Below are 21,484 nucleotides of genomic sequence, written 5' to 3' on the forward strand. Positions count from 1 at the left end.
CCTACAAGTTCGTTATTAAACTATCTTTAACGTATGCTTGCAAGCCGAATAAAGTGAAATATTGAGTGAATAAAAGACAAAAAAATACCGCACTTTCATGCGGTATTCACAAAATTAATGGCTACTTAATACTTGGGCTGGTTGTAATTTAGCAGCCCTACTTGCTGGATAAAAACTAGCAATTAAACTCAATGCAAGCGCTGCAACTAAAACCATCAAAACATCCAACCAATGTAACTCGCTTGGCAAAAAATCGACAAAATACACATCGCCCGATAACAATTTCTTACCGATAACCCACTCAATACCTTGAATAAAGGTTGTAAGATTTAGTGCAAGTATAATGCCTAACACAATACCAATTAAGCAACCTTTCATTCCTGCCTGTAAGCCATACCAAATAAAAATACGTTTAATGAATGCATTATTCGCCCCAAGCGTGCGCATAATGGCTATATCGCCCTGCTTATCTTTTACCGCCATAATCAGCGTAGAAACAATATTAAAACATGCCACCCCAATCACGAGCACCATGGCGATGTACATCACTGTTCGAATAAGTTGAATATCGCGATACATATAACCAAATTTACCAATCCAGTTTTGAATATAAAGCATCTGCGGATAATCATTAAGCATAGATAAATCCAGATTTTTAACAGAAAAAGGATCATCTAATTTCAATTCAACACCTGTTATTTGATCTGATTTATAAGTTAAAAATTCTTGTGCTTGAGCAAGCGGCAATAAGGCATAACTATAATCAAGTTGTCCATCTAAACGCAAAATTGCAGTGACTTGCACGCGTTCACGAGTGGGTTGAGAAAGTTGTTCATCGCCGTTTTGCTGAGAAATAAGTAAGGTAACCCAATCACCCGCTTTTACATCAAGTTCTCTAGCAATACCCGATCCCAAGACTAATCCGCCTTCTTTCCCAAATTTATCCCAGCCTTGCTCTTGTACGAAATTACCAAGAGAACTCACTCGATCTTCTGCTTGTTTTTCAATGCCCTTCACCTGAACCACTTTCAATTTCGAGCCATTTTCTACCAATGCAGTAAAACTAACAAAAGGGGAAATACCTTTAATTTGGGCATTTTGTTGTAAGCGTTTTTCCAAATTTTGCCAATGGTGAATGGTTGGATCCGTCGCATTGGGCGCTGATAAAATCTCTGCATGGGGAACCACTGCAAGAATTCGTTGGTTAAGCTCACGCTCAAAACCATTCATCGCACTTAAGCCAACAATTAAAACTGCAACCCCCAGCGCAATACCGATAGCTGAAAATTTTGCAATTAATGCAACCAAAGGATTTTTCTGCTTGCCACGTTGATAACGCCAACTAATAAAAAACGGCGTATTCATCACACACCTTCCTTCAAAATACCATCTTGCATAACTAAACGACGTGATAATTTTTCAGCAAGCCCCATATCGTGAGTAACTAATAAAAAAGCGATATTTTGCTCTTGATTGAGTTGTTGAATGAGTTCAAAAATGCTTTCTGTGGTCTTGTGATCGAGATTCCCTGTGGGCTCATCCGCTAAAACTAACGATGGATTATTCACCAAAGCTCGCGCAATCGCCACACGCTGACGTTCCCCACCAGAAAGCGCAGATGGACGATGCGTAATTCTATGGCTTAATCCCACCGCATTTAGCATTTTTTCGGCACGATCTTTCGCTTCTGTTTTATTTTGATGACCAATCAACATCGGCATCATCACATTTTCAAGTGCGGTAAAATCCGCCATTAAATGATGGAATTGATACACAAATCCTAAATAGCGATTACGCAAAGCAGCTAATTCATTAGCCGATGCTTTTTGCAAGGATTGTCCATTAATAAACACTTCCCCACTACTTGGCTGATCAAGCCCACCTAAAGTATGCAATAAAGTACTTTTCCCCGAACCTGAACTCCCCACAATCGCAACCAACTCTGCAGGTTCCATAGAAAAAGAAACGCCTTTTAACACTTGCGTTTGATTTTCACCTTCTTGATAAAATTTATTGATGTTTTCGCATTTTAATAAATAGTTATTCATTTTTTACTCGTTTTAACCGCACTTTAGTAGCAAATCATCTCATTAAAAACTGGCGCGAGTCTATCACACTTTTCACTAAGCTTAAATTTCAATGCGCCCAAAGCATTCAAATTCCGTTTCAGGAAAATATTTTTTAAGATAACCCTTTAAATAACCTTGCGTCTCTTGACTAATGATAGGATCGTATTCTGGATAACCGTTATACATTACGCTTAGCACTGATACCCCATGAGAACGACAAGCCTCCAAACTTAATAATGTATGGTTTATGCTACCTAATTTTCCCGATGTCACTAAAATCAAAGGATAATTATTTGACTGGATATAATCTAACGTCGTCGCATCGTCACAATAAGGCACCATTAACCCACCGGCCCCCTCCAGCAACACATAATCATATTTTTCTGTCAAAAGTGCGGTGGATTTTTCAATAGTTTTTTCATTAATTTCTCGCCCTTCGAGCTTTGCCGCTAAATGAGGAGAACAAGGATATTCAAAAAGATAAGGGCAGGTGTTGCCTTGTAAATCTTCTTCCGTCAAATCAATGCCTTGAATCTTTCGATGTACAAGCAAATCATCAGCAATATTTTTACAGCCTGTTTGAATCATTTTTTGTGTAATAACGGAAAAGCCTTGTTCCATCAACTTTTTAGCATAAATGCCTGTTGCAACCGTTTTACCTACATCGGTATCAATGCCCGATACAAAAATAACCTTGCCCATAAATACGCCTTACTAATTTCCAGCACCAGAATAACGTGCGATAAAAAACAATGGATGATAAGTTAACCCCACTTTACCCGATGGCAAACTAAAAGCCTGTAAGTAATCATCAATAAATTTATTGAGATTTTTTCTTGTCCAATTTTTCTGGTTAGTCGCTGTTACACCGGTATATTTCAGATGTTTGAGTACATCCAATGGCGTATCAAACTCTAGTATTACAGTAAAATCGTCACACCATAAAAGCTCAAAATCATTGGCTAGCCAATTTTTCCATTGAGATAAATTCGGATAACTTAACCCCACATTCGTCATTTGGCGAATCTCTTTTAAATTGTCTTCACCAAAGCTCGTAATCGCCAATAAACTATTAGGTTTCAATCCTGTTTTACAATGGGAAATAAAATTGTCAGGATGATGAAACCACTGAACGGCTGATGCACTAGCAATCAAGTCAAATCGTCGTTGAAAAGGAAAGTTTTCCGCATCATCGCAAGAAAAATCAAAAGGTTGAATCAGCTTTTCAGCGAGTAGAGAGCGTACATCGCACAAATCATTAAACAACCAATAATTGGCTGAAATCTGTTTCTGCAACAACGTACTCAACATACCAGAACCGCAACCGAGTTCCAAAACGCTATCTAATGACCCATTTGGTAAATAGTCTTGCAAATGCATCATTAACTTAATATTCATTTTTTGTTGAATTAACGCATGTTCATCATAGCTATTTAAGGCTTTTTGGAAGGCTTGTTGAATACGCGATTTATTTACGGAAGTTAATGATTCCATAATGCCAACCAGTGGGTAAATCTTGAAAACACATAATGCTCACCCTCTATTTCCTGAACGGCACAACGGGATGCCCAATATTGGTGCTGATTAGCTGGCGTAAAAATTTTATCGCGAGAACTAACCCATGCATTTGTCCAGTGAATAAGATCGGTGCGTTTATCCTGCTTAATCATCGCAAAAAGTGCGGTGAGTTCTTGATGAATTTTGTTAAATGGTCGTGCAGAAAATTGTTGATAACGTTCAAAAGATACTTTGTCACCACAAATTCTACGTTCAAACTTTAAACGAGTATTTTCTGTGAGATTATCTAACGTACCTTTAAAAATAGCATAGGGAATACCAAAGCTATCATCACAAGGTAAACCTGTGCCATTCACTGCTGTGACAGATTGTAAGGTGATTCCTTGTAATACTCGCTCTGCCACCCAAACACCCATTGACCATGCGACTACACGAATTTGCTGATAGACAGAAAAATCAAAATCTAACTTCAAATCTTGATAATCATAGCAAATTAATAAATCATGATCTGTTGGCAAAATCAAATGAGCCACAGCATCAAGAGGTGTTCCCCAGCCAGCAAAATACACAATTAAATGCTCACCTTGATGATCATAAAATTTTGTTTTCACATTATTTCCTTATAAGCATGCCACAAACTGTTTTACTTCATCTATTGTCATATCTGCCGTCAAAGACAATCGTATTCTGGATGTACCTTTTGGTACTGTCGGTGGTCTAATTGGCAAGCAATAATAACCTTGCTCTTGCAGAGCTTTCGCCTTGGTAAGGGTTGTTTCGTTCTCACCTAAAATATAGGGAACGATGCAAGTTTGGCTTGGCATTATTTGGGTTCTATGCTCCACTTCTTGGCGTAAAAATGCACTTAACTGCTCAAGATACGTTCTTTCTTTTGAAAATTGTGGTAATCGTTCAAAAATAAAATGAGTCCACGCCACATTAAACGGTGGAAGTGCGGTTGAAAAAATCAATGGACGCATTTGATTAATTAAACACTCTTTTAATATTTGATCACAGACGACATAAGCGCCCATTGAAGCTAAGGCTTTGCCAAAAGTGCCAACCAATAAATCTATATCAGCTATCACATTAGCTCGTTCGGCAATACCTAATCCGTTTTTACCGTAAACGCCTATTGCATGAGCTTCATCCACATAAAGATAAGTATTGGGAAACTGTTTTTTTAATTGAACAAGATACTTCAAATCAGCTACATCGCCATCCATACTAAAAACGGACTCTGTCACAATAAAAGTGCGGTCAAATTTTCCGGCATTTTTTTCGAGCAGACTCTTTAGATGTTCATAATCATTATGACGATAACGAAAGAACTCACATTGACTTAAACGAATGCCATCAATCATGCTCGCATGCACTAATTTATCTGCCAAAATTAAACTTTTTGTTGTCGTCAACGCCGGTAAAATACCAAGATTGGCGTGATAGCCACTGTTAAATAATAAAGCACTTTCTCGTTGAAAACGTTGAGCAATGAGCTGCTCGAGATCGGTATAGATAGGAAAATTTCCCGTTAATAAACGAGACGAAGAACTGGTAAAAGAAGGGAAATTATCGCCATATTGCTGTAAAAAAGACTGGCGCAAGTTTTCATTTGATGCCAAACCTAAATAATCATTAGATGACATATTCAGCATTTTGCGATTTTCTCGCGTAATATATCGTCCTTGATGAACTAAATCTGGAATTGAACGATATTGATTTTGTGTGCTAAGCTTTTCCAGTTGTTGTTTGAAAACATCCATTTTTTATCCTAATGTTCATATTCCTGAGTTAAAGCCAGAATCATGCCTTCCGTTAATTTCAGAAGTTCATCATCTTTAATCACAAAGGGTGGCATCACATAAACCAGTTTACCGAAAGGTCGAATCCAAACACCTTGTTCCACAAAACGTGGGACTAAAGTTTTCATATTTACCGCACTTTTCATTTCAACCACCCCAATTGCCCCTAATACGCGAACATCTTTGACGTAATCTTTTTCAGCTAAAGGCGAAAGCTGTTGTTTTAAGGAAGATTCAATTCGCTGAATATTTTGCTGCCAAGGTCTTTCCAACAATAAACGGATAGATTCTGCCGCAATCGCACAAGCCAACGGATTTGCCATAAAAGTGGGTCCATGCATAAAACATTTAGCCTCACCGCGACAAATAGTTTGCGCAATTTCAGTGGTCGTAATGGTTGCAGATAAAGTTAAATAACCACCCGTTAAGGCTTTACCAATACACATAATATCTGGCGAAATCCCAGCATGCTCGGCAGCAAATAATTTCCCTGTGCGGCCAAAACCTGTAGCAATTTCATCAAAAATTAGCAATACACCATATTGTTTACAAAGCGCTTGTGCTTTCACTAAATAAATTGGCGAATAAAAATACATGCCGCCCGCACCTTGCACGACAGGCTCTAAAATAAGTGCGGCAATTTCGCTACCTTTTTTCTTAAGTAAATCAGCTAAAGGTTCCATCACACAATCATTCCAAGATTCATTAAATGGAATGTTGGGTTGAGGAAGAAAATATTGTACAGGCAGACTATGATGAAATAAATGATGCATACCCGTGGTTGGATCACACACTGACATCGCATTCCAAGTATCGCCATGATAACCCGAACGGATGGTAGCGAATTTTTGCCGTTTTACTTCCCCTTTAGCGTGCTGATATTGAATAGCCATTTTCATCGCTACTTCCACAGCAACAGAACCACTATCAGCAAAAAAGATCTTATCTAATCCATTTGGCAAAATTTGTACCAATAATTGAGCTAATTCCACCGCGGGTTCATGGGTAAAACCGCCAAACATAATATGGCTCATTTTTGCCAACTGATTCTGTGCAGCCGCATTTAAACGAGGATGATTATAACCATGCAATGCTGCCCACCAAGAAGACATGCCATCAATCAAACGACGGCCATCTTTTAAGGTTATCATCACGCCATCAGCACGTTCTACCGCATAAAGCGGCATATCAGAAGAAACTGAAGAATAAGGATGCCAAATATATTGTGTATCAAAAGCTAAAAGTGATTGTTCATCCATCATTCATTTACCATTAAAAAACTTATTCGTATCTCAAGGCAGCGGCAGGTTCTACTTTCGCAGCTCGATAAGCGGGGTAAAGGGTTGAAAGTAAAGAAAGCAACAAGGAAAATCCAATGACAAAAATCATTTGAACAAAGGATAATTCTGTCGGTAAAAAAACACCTTGTGGATTTACCGCACTTACAATGTCCGTTAAGTTCAAGGTGACTAAAACACCCAAAATAGCACCGAGTAATGTGCCAACAAATCCCACCAATAATCCTTGATAAATAAACACTGAACGAACTTGGGATTTTGTTAAGCCCTGAGTTTGTAAGATCGCAATTTCCCCTTGTTTATCCACCACCATTAAACTTAATGAGGTGACAATATTGGAAATCGCCACAACAATGATCAAACTAATCAACAAGCCCATCATATTTTTTTCCATTCTCACCGCTTGGAAAAATTCACCTTTTTGGACACGCCAATCCGTGATTTTTTGTGTTGGGAAATATTGAGGGAGTTCTGTAATTTGGAACGGATCATTCAAAAATAAACGATAGCCCTGCGCTTGCTGAGGTTGAATACGCATTAAGCGACCAATATCTGTAATATTAGCAAAGGCTTCATAACCCGATGCTTCGCCATAATCATAATAAATATCGCTAACAGTAAATAAACGCTGCATTGGCACCCGACCGAATGGTGTATATTGGCTATTTTCCGTAATCATCAAACGGATTTTATCCCCAATATTCACGCCCAATTTTTGAGCCAGTTGATCACCAATGACCAATTTAAATTCACCAGTCGGTAAAATTTCATTAAATTTAGTCTGATCAAAAGATTCAACCAAAGGATCATCAGAAAATGATTGAATACCAATAATTTGTCCTGCACTCACGCCTTTTGTCGTTTGATAAATCACATTTGTTGTATTGATCGGCACTGCTTTTTGGACAAAGTGCGGTAAATTTTTTAATGTTTTTTCTGTAGAAATAGGCCTTTCTTCACTCACAATCGCATGAGGAATAGAAGATAGCACCTGTTGTTTTTGGTAACCTTCTAATCCATTCATCACCGAAAGCACGATGATCAATGCCATCACACCTAGCACAATCCCCAGGCTTGCAAGATTAGTCACTAATCGCCCAAAACGATCCGTACTTTTCGCACGCCAATAACGTAGCGCAATATAAAGAGAAATAGGAAAATTCATTATTTTTGATTTAATTGTTGTACAAATTCTTCGATGTTTTGCATTACTTTTCCAACTAATGTTGTCACTGCACTATCACTCGCCCAAGCAATATGCGGGGTGATAATTAAATTAGGCATAGTTTTGGCAGCTAAAATTAACGGATTATCTTTTTCTGGTGGCTCTTTTACCATTACATCCAAAGCCGCTCCGCCTAAATGCCCCGTTTTTAACGCATCAACTAATGCAAGTTCATCAATCAAAGGCCCACGCCCTGTATTAATCAAAAATGCACCTTTTTTCATTTTGGATAAGGTTTCTGCATTAATTAAATTCTTTGTTGTTTCAGTTAATGGGCAATGCAACGTCACAATATCCGCTTGTTTTAATACTTCCTCAAAGGGCGTATAACCTTCACGGCAAACAGTAGCATCTTTGTGTTCTGCATAAAGTACTTTCATTCCCAGTGCATTCGCCAAACGCCCCACTTCTGTCCCTAAGCAACCTTTACCAAATACGCCCAATGTGGAACCGCGCACATCTGTAATTGGGTAATCAAAATAACAAAATTGTTTGCTTTTAGGCCATTTTGCTTCCGATTGATCGCGTAACCAACCTGCCAAGCTGTGTTTTAAAGAAAAAATCAGGCCGATTACGTGTTCTGGCACGGTTGTACTGGAATAACCTGTCACATTACGCACGGCGATTCCCATTTCTTCGGCAGCCACAAGATCAACATTATTTGTACCAGTTGCAGTAATCGCAATCAACTTTAACTTAGGTAATTGTTTTAACGTTTCTCGATCAAAAATGACTTTGCTCGTAATAACAATATCAGCATCTTTCGCTCGTTCAATCGTTTCTGCAGAAGATGTATGCTCATATTCAATCCAAGTATGCTCAAAACTTGGACGAGGAATAGGGATATGTTTCGGGATAGCCGTACTATCTAAAAAGACTATATTCATCATTTCTCCTTTTATATACAAAGTGCGGTCAAAATTAACCGCACTTTTGCTTAAATATTTTCTTAGATTGAGGTATCCAATTCTGGGAAAGATTTTACTAAATCATCAATCGCCTTCATTTGAGAGACAAAGCCTTCAAGAGCAGAAAGTGGTAAAGCTGATGGGCCATCACATTTCGCTTGATTTGGATTTGGATGCGCTTCTAAGAATAAACCTGCAATGCCTACAGCTAAACCTGAACGCGCTAATTCAGTGACTTGTGCACGACGGCCACCTGATGCCGCCCCAAATGGATCACGGCATTGAAGCGAATGGGTTACATCAAAAATAACTGGACTGCCCTTAGAGGCTTTTTTCATCACGCTGAAGCCAAGCATATCCACAATTAAATTATCGTATCCAAAGTTTGTTCCACGATCACAAAGAATGATTTTATCGTTACCACATTCTTCGATTTTTTCCACGATATTGCCCATTTGACCTGGGCTTAAAAATTGTGGTTTTTTCACATTAATCACAGCACCTGTTTTTGCCATCGCTTCAACGAGATCTGTTTGGCGCGCCAAAAAGGCTGGAAGTTGAATAATATCGACAACATCTGCAACTGGCTGACATTGATAGATTTCGTGTACATCGGTAATAATTTTTACCCCAAAGGTATCTTTTAATTCTTGGAAAATTTTTAATCCTTCTTCCATGCCAGGGCCACGGTAAGAATGAATAGACGAACGATTCGCTTTGTCAAAAGAAGCTTTAAACACATAAGGCACGCCAAGTTTCTCTGTCACTTTCACATAAGCTTCACAGACTTGCATTGCCATATCACGGCTTTCAAGTACGTTCATTCCACCAAAAAGCACGAAAGGTTTGTCATTTGCGACATCAATATTGCCGATTTTTACAATTTTATTTTGCATAAATTTTCCTTAAATTAATGGAGGGCAAAAGAGTCTTTATCAATCTCGCCCTTAAGTTCTAAAAGTTGAGTTCGGATTAAAGCCGCAGTTGGGTCTTCCGGACAACGTTCCACAAAAAATTCTAGATCTTTCAATGCTGAAGGGTAAGCGCCCATCTGAGCTAAAACTAAACCGCGATCACGGATGTGATAAGGATCTTCATCATTGCCAATCAATAAATTTTCAATATAACGGTATGCCATGTCATTATGTTCTTCTCGGATGAGCGCATTCTTCGCTAGTTGCTCAAAACGAGAATAAAGTAAAGAAAGATCGGCTCTATCAAGTTCTTCAGGTTGAATTTGAACACCAAAGCCAAATGCGCCTTCATAAAGTTGCTGTAATTTTTCTTGCGATATATAAGTGCCATCCCAAGGATCAATAAAAGCCACTTCATCTCTTACTTCGGCACGCAAAATGAGCTGTGTTGGGAAATTGACAGGATAAATTGGTAAATCTAATACGTCAGCTAAATAAAGCACTATCGCGCCAAGACTCACTGGCATACCTTGACGATGTTGAAACACATAAGGCAAATATAAATTACGAGCATAAAAATAATCTTCTGGATCGCAATGAAAGCCCCAATCACCATAAAATAGCTGTAGTAACTGATGAATCTGCTCTTCTTTCGGCCAATCTGGCGAAATTGCTTTACGCGCTCGACGCACAAACCCACCGATTTTTCCCCGAAGTTGCGCTTCTGATGATCCATCATCTGAGATGGTATTATAAAAGTGCACAAATTGATCGTATAACGCACGTCGATAATATTTCATTACTTCTTCCAAAAACCTAAAGTGACGCGCTCATTGTCGCCATAATCACGCACGGTTTCAACCATTTCCCAATGATTTTCTTGGAAAATTGACCGCACTTTTTCGCCTTGTTGCCATCCATGCTCAAGCAATAATACGCCATTAGAATTCAAATAACTCGGTGCTAATTCAATAATATGACGTAAATCAGCATAACCCGTATCATGAGCAACTAATGCAGAAAGCGGTTCAAAACGCACATCGCCTTGACGTAAATGTTCATCCCGTTCATCAATATAAGGCGGATTGCTGACGATAATCTCAAACTTCCCTGTTATATTTTCAAACCAACGGCTCTGCAAAAATTGTACATTTAGCTTATTTCTTTCTGCATTAGATTGGGCTAACGCCACAACATCGGGCATAAGATCAACACCAATTATTTCTAATGAAATTTGTCGTTTTTGACAAATAGAGGAAAGCTCCGATGCTAATGCTAACGCGATAGCACCTGTGCCAGTACCGAGATCAAGAATACGAAAGTGCGGTGGATTTTGTTCCAGTTTTTCTAACGCAATTTGTAATGCCTTTTCCACTAAAATTTCAGTATCTGGTCTTGGAATCAAGGTGCCTTTTGAGACATTTAATGGCAATGACCAAAATTCTTTTTCGCCAAGAATATAAGCGATAGGTTCGCCTTTTAGACGACGATCTAAAAGTGCGGTCAATTTTAACCGCACTTTTTCATCAATCTCAGTATCATCAAAAGCAAGGATTTGCGTACGCGATTTGCCAGTAGCATGCTGAAGAAGCACAAGCGCATCAATTTTACTATTTTCAGTAGGATTTTTTTGTGCCAAATCCTCAATCGCTTGTGCCAGCCATTCTTTATAATTCATTATTTTTCGTCTTTTAACACAATTGTGCCAGCCAATAAATCAGTTAAAGAACGACGATCATCACGCACAAGTGCAACAATACCGCTAATAATTAATAAGAAACTCGTCCACGCCAATAAAATATCAATAATCTCACGGCCGATGTATTTACCAAATTCAACAGGCTGATTGGTATGATAATTAAATACTCGCAAGCCTAACCAGCGTTTTGCCATTGTTTGGCCATAAGTTTTCATGAAATATAACTGAAAACCAGCATATACAATCGTCCCCACTACACCGGCAAAATCCCCCAATGCAAAACCGAGACCAACCATCACCCAAAGTACAAGTCCATTAATCATACTCGCAAGCCAGCGTTTAAAACGGCTCGCTTGAGAGGGTTGAGAAGTCTTGAAAGCAGAAGAAAATTCAGCATCTTTTTGATTTTCAATGATCATTTTATTTCCCTGTAAAGTTAAAAAGGACATCTGAAATCAGATGTCCCTATCATTAATTCTGTTCAGACAATGCAGCCAACTGATCCGCTTGATATTCGGTAATAATCGGCTGAATCAATTCATCAATTTTACCATTCATCACTTCATCCAAACGATAAATAGTGAGATTGATACGGTGATCGGTTACTCGACCTTGCGGATAATTATATGTACGAATTTTATCAGAACGATCGCCCGAACCTAATAAGTTACGGCGCATATCTGTTTGTTCTGCAGCTTGGCGTTCTTGCTCTGCTTGAACAATACGTGACGCTAATACCGACATTGCTTTCGCTTTATTTTTGTGCTGTGAACGCTCATCCTGACATTCCACCACAATGCCTGTTGGAATGTGTGTAATACGCACCGCAGAATCCGTTGTATTTACGTGCTGACCACCAGCGCCTGATGAGCGATAAGTATCAATACGCAAATCTGCTGGATTAATTTCTGGCATTTCAGATTCTGGCAATTCCGGCATTACCGCGACGGTACAAGCAGAGGTATGAATACGGCCTTGTGATTCAGTTTTTGGTACACGTTGCACACGGTGACCGCCCGATTCAAATTTAAGCTGGCCATACACGCCTTCGCCACTTACTTTTACGATCACTTCTTTATAACCGCCTTGCTCACTTTCGTTAGCACTTAGCATTTCTACACGCCAGCGTTTACTTTCAGCATATCGACTGTACATACGGAATAAATCACCCGCAAAAATACCCGCTTCATCACCGCCTGTTCCCGCACGGATTTCTAAATAGCAGTTATATTCATCATTAGGATCTTTCGGCAGTAAAAGAATTTGAAGTTGTTGTTCCACTTCTTCAATTTCCACTTTGGATTCTTCGATTTCCATTTGCGCCATTTCTTTCATTTCAGGATCGTCGAGCAATATTTCAGCTTCTTCAATATTTTGATTTAATTGCGTCCAACGATTAAAACATTTCACTACTTCTTCAAGTTGCGAATATTCTTTAGAATACGCACGGAATTTATCCTGATCACTAATTACCGAAACATCGCCCAATAAGGCTTCTAGCTCTTCATAGCGTTCTTTTAAACTTTCTAATTTTGCAATAATGGAATCTTTCATCATTTATAAGTCACCGAAAATAAAATCGGCGTATTCTAGCCGATTTTAGGGAAAATTGACAGTGTCAAAAGTGCGGTTAAAAATCGCCGCTCTTTAAATACGCGTCACATCAAATTTACTTAAATCAATACGATTTTCTGTGCCATAAAAAATAGCAAGGGCATGGCGTAACGTTTCAGCTCGTTTTGGTAAACCCTTTTCCGCATAGATTTTCACTTGTTCATACACGGCTTGTTTAAAAGGCTGTGTATCGCCCGGATTGCCATTCAAATTATCCGCACTAGCAAAATAACGAAAACCTGCCGCTGTCGCCAAAATCCACTCTAATGCTTGCGGTTTAACTTCAACTTTTTCAAAGTCACGCTGGCGTTCTTCTGAACGTCCATCTGGCTCATACCAATAACCAAAATCTTCTAGTTTACGGCGTTCTTTGCCTGCCACTAACCAATGGGCAATTTCGTGCAATGCACTGCTGTAAAAGCCTCGCGCAAAATAAATCGCGTTATAAGGCACTTCATCATTTGCGGGTAAATAAATGGGTTCTTCACCGCCTTTGACTAAGCGAGTGTTGTATTCCTCTTCAAAACATTGATTAAAAATTGCAATAATATCTTCTAATTTATGTTCCATTCTATCGACTCCTAAAAAACCGCGAGATTATATCACCAGAGGCTCATTTGTTCTTGTTTATTTTCTTCAGGTAAATTGACATGTAGCCCAATCAAACGAATCGATCGCCCTTTTGCTCGCATAAAAATTTGAGGAAATAATTGTTGAAAACTCTCCAAAGAAAGTGGCAACCCTGTTTTCTCTAAAGTGGTTACTTGAAAATCTTCAAATTTAAGTTTCACGCCAATTTTACGAAATGCAGATAACGGTATATTACAGCTAACACGTTCAAGGCGACGAATTAACTCGTCATAAAGATTATTCAATAATTCTGAAGCTTGCTCAATTGTGTGAATGTTTTCAATCAACGTCTGTTCTACGCCAACTGATTTACGTTCACGATGGGCTTGTACTTCACGATCATCAATGCCGTGACTAAAATCCCAAATACGTTTACCCGCTTTACCAAATTGATTTAATAAGACGATTTGATCAAAGTTTTGAATGTCAGCACAAGTTTCTAATCCCATATCAAGTAATCGTTGTGATGTTACTTTACCCACACCGGGAATTTTATTTAAAGATAAGGTTTTAATAAATTCACTGACTTCGTTCGGCTTAATCACAAATTGCCCATTAGGTTTATTCATATCCGAGGCGATTTTAGCGAGGAATTTTAAAGGCGCTACCCCTGCCGAAGCAGTTAAATTCAACTCATCAAAAATTGCTTGGCGAATTTCTTGCGCAATCCAAGTCGCTGAGCCTGAACATTTTTGGCAGTGCGTGACATCTAAATAAGCTTCATCTAAAGAAAGTGGTTCAATAATATCGGTGTAACGATGGAAGATTTGATGAATTTGTGCCGAGACTTGTTTATACAACGCCATATTCACAGGCACAAGAATGAGATTAGGACACTTTTTTATGGCTTGGGCCGTTGGCATTGCACTATGCAAACCAAATTTTCTCGCCTCATAATTACAAGTTGTTAATACACCACGTTGACGAGAAGAACCACCTACAGCAACAGGTTTCCCCTGTAAATTAGGATTTTCACGAATCTCAATTGATGCGTAAAAACAATCCATATCAATGTGAATAATTTTTTTATCTTGTGACATAAAAAAAGTGCGGTTAAATATTTTCTAATATTAATCAAGCAAACAACTGTTTAAATATACACTTAAATTAATATCCTTGCAATTTAACCTTTTATAAATGCCCTTTAAAGCAGCAATTCAATCAATCTCAACTTTCCCTACCTTTCTTTTTTTGTTAGACTAACACGCAATTTTGGGGCTGATTCTGGATTCGACGGGATTAGCGAAGCCCAAGGTGCACGTCGAGGTGCGGTAGGCCTCGTAAATAAACCGCAAAAAAATAGTCGCAAACGACGAACAATACGCTTTAGCAGCTTAATAACCTGCATTTAGCCTTCGCGCCCCAGCTTCCGCTCGTAAGACGGGGATAACGCGGAGTCAAACCAAAACGAGATCGTGTGGAAGCCACCGTTTGAGGATCGAAGCACTAAATTGAATCAAACTAGCTTAAGTTTAGCGTGTCTGTCCGCATGCTTAAGTAAAATTAAAGACGAGACTAAACGTGTAGTACTGAAGGTAGAGTAATTTCGGACGGGGGTTCAACTCCCCCCAGCTCCACCACCCCTTTATTTTTCCTATTCTAACTTTTCAATAAAAGCAATAATTTAGTTTTTTTATTGTTTTTCTACTCACCTTAATTTTAGTAACCGTTACCTTGTTTTATTACCTAGTTCATTATTGGCGGAATTAGTCATATTCGTTACTCGATGGGATATGAAATAATAAAGAGAGATTTTATGACCAGAATTAACCTTGTTCCCCCAGCGGAACTTTGCGATCAACATCTACTGGCGGAACATAGAGAGCTAACTCGGATTCCAAATGCTGTTGCGAAAGGAAAATTTAGTTTAAAAGGGCAGCCTGAAAATTATAAATTAGGCGAAGGACATGTACGATTTTTCTTTAATAAACTTGCGTTTTTAAAGCAACGTTACGACTTATTGCATGAAGAGTGTCTTGCTCGTGGTTTCAATGTGCAATATTTTTGGGCTGAAGAGCTACCTGATGATCCTAATCTTTGGCAAAATTATTTGCCCACAGAAAATGCTTTAGCATTAAACCGTGAGCGAATTGCATTGCGTATGCCTGTAAAGGCACGATTTACCGCAAGAAAATAAAGCCCAGAAAGGGCTTTAGCTTCCATTGTTTTGGATGAAATATAATCAGCATCCATACCGACCATTGTACTCTCTATAGTGCGGTAGCCTTCTATACCATTTGGTAGAAATGGTCAGTGATGGATAAACTGCTCCAGCTGTTTTAGGCTATTTTTGGTAAGTTGAGAAATCACTTCACCTATTTAATTTTCCTAAAGTATTGATTTTATCTAATCATTAACAAATTCTTGGCAATGGTTCATTTGTTGGTAAATCTAACAATCGACTTTGTCCAAAAATACCCACTAAACGCACTTTTTTATCGGTTGTCACTTCACCAATCACAGCCGAATTTTCACCTAATGGATGACGACGAAGTGCGGTCAAAATTTCTGATGTTTTTTCAGCTGAAGCAACGATAACCAATTTCCCTTCATTAGCGAAGTTTAATGCTTCAAGACCAAGTAATTCACAAATTCCCCGCACTTCTTGGCGAATAGGTAAGGTTTGTTCATCAATATTCATGCCTAGCTGTTGCGCCTGTGCAAATTCATGCAAAACAGCATTAACTCCCCCACGGGTCGCATCTCGAACGGCTTTCACGCCATCTACTTTGCGTAAATTTTCAATCAATGGATACAGCACGGCGCAATCACTATGAAGATCCGTTTGGATACCCAGTTTTTCACGTAAATTTAAGATTGTTGCGCCATGATCCCCAATGGTGCCACTCACAATGATTTTATCTCCTGCTTGAATTTTATGAACGCCCCAATCCAAATTTTTAGGAATAACTCCAATTCCACTGGTATTGATAAAAATCTTATCCACTGCGCCTTTTTGCACCACTTTTGTATCGCCGGTAACAACCTGAATGCCTGCCGCTTTTGCGGTTTCAGCCATTGATTGAATAATTGCCTTAAGATCCGCAAGTGGCAATCCTTCTTCCAAAATAAAGCCACAGGATAAATATTTTGGTATCGCACCGCACACCGCTACATCATTTGCCGTGCCGCACACTGCTAATTTCCCGATGTTGCCACCAGGGAAAAAAATGGGATCAATTACAAAACTATCCGTACTAAATGATAGTGTTTCGCCTTGCTTTGCTAATTCGGTTAATGGAATTCTTGCCTGATCTTCCCCTTGCGCCAAAATAGGATTCGAAAAGGCTTCAACAAAATAATCTTGGATCAATTTTTGCATGGCTGCACCACCATTGCCGTGCGCCATAGTGATAAATTCGCTCATTTTATTCTCTCCGATATTGATAATAGGCTGCACATGCGCCTTCGGAAGAAACCATTAATGCGCCATAAGCATTATCAGGATTACAACCTGTGCCAAATAATGGACAATCAGATGGTTTACAACGCCCAGTCAAGACATCACCACAACGAGAATTAGGATCATCCGCCACCTGTTGTGCTTGGCTTTGGAAATAAATTTCGGCATCAAATTCACGATAAGCATCCGTCAATTCCACGCCTGATTGTTCAATTTCTCCCAAGCCACGCCATTCACTGCTTGCTTTAAGCTGGAACACTTCTTGCATTGAACGTTGGGCTAAAGCATTTCCGTGATCATCAACAATGCGTTTATATTGATTTTCGATTTCACAACGGCCATCAACAAATTGCTGTACTAACATCACAATCGCCTGCAAAATATCTAAAGGTTCAAAACCGGTAATCACAAAAGGTTTGTGATATTTATCGACAATCCCTTGATAAGGCGATGAACCAATCACCATACTCACATGTCCTGGCGCAAGAAAACCATCAATTTTGACTTGATCTTGTGCCAGTAAGCTATGTAACGTTGGAATAATCGTGATATTTTGACAAACAATCCAGAAATTTTTTGTTCCTAGTTTTTTGGCTTGCTGAAGCGTTACTGCCGTGCTCGGCATTGTGGTTTCAAATCCTAAGGAAAAAAAGACGACTTTTTTATTCGGATTATTTTGTGCAATATTCAATGCATCCAAAGGTGAATACACAATGCGAACATCTGCGCCTTTCGCTTTTGCTTCTAAAAGCGAACCTTTGCGACCTTTCACTCGCATTGCATCACCAAAGGTACAAAAAATGACATCAGGTTTCAGCGCAATTTCAATACAAACATCAATACGCCCCATCGGAAGCACACAGACTGGGCAACCCGGGCCATGAATAAATTCGATACTTTTTGGCAATAGCCGATCCAATCCAAATTTAAAAATCGTATGGGTATGCCCGCCACATACTTCCATTAAATACAATGGATTCTGCACCGTAAAGTGCGGCATTTTTTCCATTAATTTTTCAAGTTGCGCCACTAAACTACGGGCAAGTTCAGGATCGCGAAATTCATCAACAAATCGCATCGATTATCCTTGTTTACGTTGCTGTTCTAGCCAATTTAACCACTCGCTAAGACCTTGTTCAGTGGTAGCGGAAAGTTGAATCACTTCAATATTTGGATTCACACGTTTTGCATTGGCAATGCACTGTTCTACATCAAATTTCAAATAAGGTAATAAATCAACTTTATTTAAAATCATTAAACTTGATGCGGCAAACATATGCGGATATTTAAGCGGTTTATCTTCGCCTTCTGTGACTGATAAAATCACCACTTTAGCTTTTTCACCAAGATCAAATTCAGATGGACAAACTAAATTTCCTACATTTTCGATAAACATAATACTGTCAGCTTGTGGTCTTAATTTCACCATAGCTTCGCTAATCATTTGTGCATCTAAATGACAACCTTTGCCTGTATTCACTTGAATAGCCGGCACGCCAGTAGCACGAATACGATCTGCATCATTTTCAGTTTGTTGATCGCCTTCAATGACATAACAAGTGCGGTCATTCTTGAGGGCATTTAGCGTCGTCGTTAAAAGGGTGGTTTTGCCTGAACCCGGACTCGATACAAGATTTAAAGCTAAAATATGTTGTTTAGAAAAGAATGCTCGGTTGTGATCCGCTAGTTGATTATTTTTTCCGAGAACATCTTGTTCGATTTTTAACAAACGTTTTTGAGTATCGTCTGCATCGACTGGTTTATTGAAATGAAATGTTGAATGTGAAAAGTTTGGCGTACCTGATTGATGACTTCCTTGATCATCATGAGTATGAGGCAATTCGCCAATGCGGACTTGCTCTGGATGTCCGCAGCCACAGGTTGTACACATAAATCCTCCGTTTTAATGTGCTTATTTGGGCTGAGGTTTCAAACTGACTTTCAACAGAAATGATGTTTAAAACACTCAAAGCCCTTAGCTTTGTCAACAAATTTGCAACAAGCATAGCACAATCAAAATTCGGCTTTTTGATGAAGATCATAAACTGATAATTTCTGTGGCTAATTCGTTAATAAATCCATGATGATGGGATGAAATCAAAATGGGTAAGGAAAGTTCACGCAAAAGTGCGGTCAATTTTTCAGTATTTTTTCGATCTAATCCATTGGTGGGTTCATCTAATAATAAAATTTTTGGCTGCATCGCTAAAACACCTGCAAGTGCAGTGAAATTTTTCTCACCACCAGATAAAGTATGTACCATACGATCTTTTAAACGTGTAATACCAAGACGTTCTAATTGCTCCTCTGCAATATGATACGCCTGCTCTCTGGGCACATTTTGATTTAATGGTCCAAAGGCAATATCATCCAACACTGTTGGGCCAAAAAGTTGATCATCGGCATTTTGAAAACAAATACCAATCGTGCCACGAAAGGGTGCGAAATCTTTTTCTTCACAACAAACTTGGCCAAATAGTTTAATTTCCCCTTTGGTTACAGGAACAAATCCCAACAAAGCTAGAAGTAATGTCGTTTTTCCAGAACCTATCTCCCCTTGTACGAAAAGACGTTTTTGTCCTTCTAAGGTAAAACTCAAATCTTGAATAATCGCTCTACCATTGCGTTCTATATAAAGATTATTTACAGCTAACATGTTATTTTTCTCTCTTTTTGCCAAACTGAAAACCACGACATTTTAACGCCATTTGCGCCGTTTCAGCTTTCAACAGGGCATGAATCAATAATAAAGCGACACTTTGAGCGGTCACATAAAGGGTTCGGCGATTAAGACCAGGACGAAACCCACGAGCGCGCATAGCAATATCCATTTTTTGACGCAATTCGCCAAGCAGTGCAATGTAACGTACGGTCAGTACAAAAAGTTGAATTAATTTTTCTGGCAAAGGCAATTTACCAATGGCTTGAACAAGCACCGCATCATTAATATTCCATAAAAAAAGCCAAAGAGAAATCAACAATAAATGAGTCCTTAAACTCAATTTTTCTGCTAATTCTATGCCTTGCAAATGGAGTTCAATGCCATTTTCTCCAATTTTCCAGCTTAATGTCGCCCACATTAAAGCAATAAAAATGACTAACGCAAACCAACGTTTAAGGTAAGGCAAAAAAGATTTTTGACTGAACTGTAGTGAAATAAAAAAGAGAGAAACGGCAAGCACATTAAGGGGCATAAGCCAAGTGAGATCACTCAATCCACTAATGATTAGCCCCCAGATAAACAGATAAATCAACCTAAAGTGCGGTTGAAATAAACGGTGAATTTTCATTAAGAGACATTCTCGGTACGATTCATGACTTCAGGATACATTTTACCAAGCAAGGTAATCACCCCTACGCTGATAATGCTATCCAAAATAAATACCGGAATATGAGAGACTAGCAAGAGCCAAACAAGATTCAGATAACTTTTTCCACCATCTAACATCAGCACAAAAGAAGCAAGTGCGCCTGCCCCGCCAACGCCAATTACGCCAGCTCCAATACCGACTAATAAGCGATCTTTTAAAGCCATGTGTGGTTGTAAACGAGAACGGAAAAGATAATGAGCGATCACCGCTGGCGTTGCCATCACGCAGAGATTGACACCTAACACTGCAAATCCGCCAAAAGAAAAGAAGATGACTTGCAATAAAAGTGCGATGAGGAATGCAGGAAATACAGCCCACCCTAGGAATAAACCAGCCATGCCATTTAAAATTAAATGCACGCTACCAATTCCTACGGGCACATGAATAGTTCCTGCCACAAAAAATGCCGCAGCAAAAAGTGCGGTGAGCGGTAAACGTTCTGATTCTAAACGACGTAACCCCACAGCAATGCCCGCAACAGCAAGCACTGCGCCAGCTAATAAAATAGGCGTATGTAACACGCCTTCAGATAAATGCATTAAATACGTCCTTGTTTAATTTTACGCGCATTACGTAAAGCAATAAGTCCAGCAATACCAACGATATAACCGATTCCACCTAAAATATCATGCAAATAAATTTTATCTTTTAAATGCGCAATATCTTCACGAAGCAGCATTAAATCTGCACCGCTTTGATTTTCGGCAGATGTATGAGCAGCAACCACTGACGCACGGTGTCCTTCATCGCCTTCCACCACAACTTTTAAGGTTGTATGTGGCACATCAGCAATAGAAAGCTTAAATGCACCTTGGCGGTCAGTTTTTCCAGTTAAAACTGGATCAGAAACACCTGAGCGGAAAACTTCTAAATAAGTTTCAGCCGCTGGGGTCATATCAGAATAATAGGATTTGCCAGAGAGTGTTTGCCCATCATATTGGGCAAACACATAAAGCGCGTGGGCATAAGCATTCGGGAGATAGCAAGCCGCAAAAAGTGCGGTTAAAAAAACAATTTTCTTCATCCCAAATCC

24 protein-coding genes and 1 other RNA gene are annotated in these 21,484 nt (G+C 39.0%); 2 read left to right on the plus strand and 23 right to left on the minus strand.

Translation table 11 applies throughout. The annotated features are described in order from the left end of the window. Nucleotides 1–114: 114 nt before the first annotated feature. From lolE to dinB, 16 genes are all read right to left on the minus strand, one after another. On the minus strand, nt 115–1,365 hold the full coding sequence (lolE, locus tag AC6H22_RS03735; RefSeq protein ID WP_005629002.1) for a lipoprotein-releasing ABC transporter permease subunit LolE: 1,251 nt from the start codon (nt 1,363–1,365) through the stop codon (nt 115–117). Next, nucleotides 1,365–2,048, minus strand: a complete 684-nt coding sequence (lolD, locus tag AC6H22_RS03740; RefSeq protein ID WP_005629004.1) for a lipoprotein-releasing ABC transporter ATP-binding protein LolD — start codon at nt 2,046–2,048, stop codon at nt 1,365–1,367. Before lolD ends, lolE begins: the two co-directional genes overlap by 1 nt. 81 nt (nt 2,049–2,129) lie before the next feature. Beyond that, complete coding sequence (gene bioD / locus AC6H22_RS03745; protein WP_005629006.1) at nt 2,130–2,771, minus strand: dethiobiotin synthase; 642 nt, start codon at nt 2,769–2,771, stop codon at nt 2,130–2,132. 12 nt (nt 2,772–2,783) lie between these two features. Further along, nucleotides 2,784–3,563: a malonyl-ACP O-methyltransferase BioC gene (gene bioC, locus AC6H22_RS03750; protein ID WP_005629008.1), complete on the minus strand. Its 780-nt coding sequence runs from the start codon at nt 3,561–3,563 to the stop codon at nt 2,784–2,786. Further along, nucleotides 3,551–4,198, minus strand: coding sequence for a DUF452 family protein (locus AC6H22_RS03755; RefSeq protein WP_005629010.1), 648 nt, complete (start codon nt 4,196–4,198; stop codon nt 3,551–3,553). The genes bioC and AC6H22_RS03755 overlap by 13 nt, the downstream gene beginning before the upstream one ends. A gap of 9 nt (nt 4,199–4,207) precedes the next feature. Next, nucleotides 4,208–5,350, minus strand: coding sequence for an 8-amino-7-oxononanoate synthase (gene bioF, locus AC6H22_RS03760; RefSeq protein WP_005629012.1), 1,143 nt, complete (start codon nt 5,348–5,350; stop codon nt 4,208–4,210). Nucleotides 5,351–5,358: 8 nt separating this feature from the next. Further along, nucleotides 5,359–6,648 (minus strand): adenosylmethionine--8-amino-7-oxononanoate transaminase, encoded by a 1,290-nt coding sequence (gene bioA, locus AC6H22_RS03765; RefSeq protein ID WP_005629015.1) that lies wholly within the window; start codon nt 6,646–6,648, stop codon nt 5,359–5,361. Between the two features lie 22 nt (nt 6,649–6,670). Further along, nucleotides 6,671–7,852 (minus strand): lipoprotein-releasing ABC transporter permease subunit, encoded by a 1,182-nt coding sequence (locus AC6H22_RS03770; protein ID WP_005629018.1) that lies wholly within the window; start codon nt 7,850–7,852, stop codon nt 6,671–6,673. Then, complete coding sequence (locus AC6H22_RS03775) at nt 7,852–8,799, minus strand: 2-hydroxyacid dehydrogenase (RefSeq protein ID WP_118816970.1); 948 nt, start codon at nt 8,797–8,799, stop codon at nt 7,852–7,854. The genes AC6H22_RS03770 and AC6H22_RS03775 overlap by 1 nt, the downstream gene beginning before the upstream one ends. A 62-nt stretch (nt 8,800–8,861) precedes the next feature. Continuing rightward, nucleotides 8,862–9,716, minus strand: coding sequence for a 3-deoxy-8-phosphooctulonate synthase (kdsA, locus tag AC6H22_RS03780; RefSeq protein ID WP_005629022.1), 855 nt, complete (start codon nt 9,714–9,716; stop codon nt 8,862–8,864). A 14-nt stretch (nt 9,717–9,730) separates the two neighbouring features. Continuing rightward, a complete protein-coding gene (locus tag AC6H22_RS03785; RefSeq protein ID WP_005629024.1) occupies nt 9,731–10,534 on the minus strand; it encodes a SirB1 family protein in 804 nt (267 codons plus the stop codon). Beyond that, on the minus strand, nt 10,534–11,412 hold the full coding sequence (prmC, locus tag AC6H22_RS03790; RefSeq protein WP_005629026.1) for a peptide chain release factor N(5)-glutamine methyltransferase: 879 nt from the start codon (nt 11,410–11,412) through the stop codon (nt 10,534–10,536). The genes AC6H22_RS03785 and prmC overlap by 1 nt, the downstream gene beginning before the upstream one ends. Beyond that, nucleotides 11,412–11,852 carry an RDD family protein gene (locus tag AC6H22_RS03795; protein ID WP_005629028.1) on the minus strand — a complete coding sequence of 147 codons (441 nt, stop codon included), beginning with the start codon at nt 11,850–11,852 and terminating at the stop codon, nt 11,412–11,414. Before AC6H22_RS03795 ends, prmC begins: the two co-directional genes overlap by 1 nt. A gap of 52 nt (nt 11,853–11,904) precedes the next feature. Next, complete coding sequence (gene prfA, locus AC6H22_RS03800; RefSeq protein ID WP_032825771.1) at nt 11,905–12,987, minus strand: peptide chain release factor 1; 1,083 nt, start codon at nt 12,985–12,987, stop codon at nt 11,905–11,907. Nucleotides 12,988–13,080: 93 nt separating this feature from the next. Then, entirely contained in the window at nt 13,081–13,617 is a 537-nt protein-coding gene (locus tag AC6H22_RS03805) for an elongation factor P hydroxylase (RefSeq protein ID WP_005629032.1), read from the minus strand. Between the two features lie 32 nt (nt 13,618–13,649). Continuing rightward, complete coding sequence (dinB, locus tag AC6H22_RS03810; protein ID WP_005629034.1) at nt 13,650–14,717, minus strand: DNA polymerase IV; 1,068 nt, start codon at nt 14,715–14,717, stop codon at nt 13,650–13,652. 174 nt (nt 14,718–14,891) lie between these two features. Here dinB and ssrA point away from each other — a divergent pair. Continuing rightward, nucleotides 14,892–15,257, plus strand: a transfer-messenger RNA (tmRNA) gene (gene ssrA, locus AC6H22_RS03815). A 176-nt stretch (nt 15,258–15,433) separates the two neighbouring features. Beyond that, nucleotides 15,434–15,814 (plus strand): pyrimidine dimer DNA glycosylase/endonuclease V, encoded by a 381-nt coding sequence (locus AC6H22_RS03820; RefSeq protein WP_005629036.1) that lies wholly within the window; start codon nt 15,434–15,436, stop codon nt 15,812–15,814. Nucleotides 15,815–16,030: 216 nt separating this feature from the next. On the opposite strand, the gene hypE is transcribed toward AC6H22_RS03820, so the two are convergent. The 7 genes from hypE to AC6H22_RS03855 all read right to left on the minus strand — a co-directional run bounded on the left by hypE (nt 16,031) and on the right by AC6H22_RS03855 (nt 21,475). Then, entirely contained in the window at nt 16,031–17,044 is a 1,014-nt protein-coding gene (gene hypE, locus AC6H22_RS03825; RefSeq protein ID WP_497515377.1) for a hydrogenase expression/formation protein HypE, read from the minus strand. A 1-nt stretch (nt 17,045) separates the two neighbouring features. Beyond that, nucleotides 17,046–18,158, minus strand: a complete 1,113-nt coding sequence (hypD, locus tag AC6H22_RS03830) for a hydrogenase formation protein HypD (RefSeq protein ID WP_497515378.1) — start codon at nt 18,156–18,158, stop codon at nt 17,046–17,048. 3 nt (nt 18,159–18,161) lie between these two features. After that, nucleotides 18,162–18,971: a hydrogenase nickel incorporation protein HypB gene (gene hypB, locus AC6H22_RS03835; RefSeq protein WP_118796277.1), complete on the minus strand. Its 810-nt coding sequence runs from the start codon at nt 18,969–18,971 to the stop codon at nt 18,162–18,164. A gap of 147 nt (nt 18,972–19,118) precedes the next feature. Continuing rightward, nucleotides 19,119–19,736: an energy-coupling factor ABC transporter ATP-binding protein gene (locus tag AC6H22_RS03840; RefSeq protein ID WP_497515379.1), complete on the minus strand. Its 618-nt coding sequence runs from the start codon at nt 19,734–19,736 to the stop codon at nt 19,119–19,121. Nucleotide 19,737: 1 nt separating this feature from the next. After that, on the minus strand, nt 19,738–20,370 hold the full coding sequence (locus tag AC6H22_RS03845; protein ID WP_497515380.1) for an energy-coupling factor transporter transmembrane component T family protein: 633 nt from the start codon (nt 20,368–20,370) through the stop codon (nt 19,738–19,740). Continuing rightward, nucleotides 20,370–20,990: a cobalt transporter CbiM gene (cbiM, locus tag AC6H22_RS03850; RefSeq protein WP_005644665.1), complete on the minus strand. Its 621-nt coding sequence runs from the start codon at nt 20,988–20,990 to the stop codon at nt 20,370–20,372. The genes AC6H22_RS03845 and cbiM overlap by 1 nt, the downstream gene beginning before the upstream one ends. Next, a complete protein-coding gene (locus tag AC6H22_RS03855) occupies nt 20,990–21,475 on the minus strand; it encodes an HI_1622 family ECF transport-associated protein (RefSeq protein ID WP_005632431.1) in 486 nt (161 codons plus the stop codon). Before AC6H22_RS03855 ends, cbiM begins: the two co-directional genes overlap by 1 nt. Nucleotides 21,476–21,484: the final 9 nt, after the last annotated feature.

Source organism: Haemophilus sp. THUN1690 (assembly GCF_059704375.1).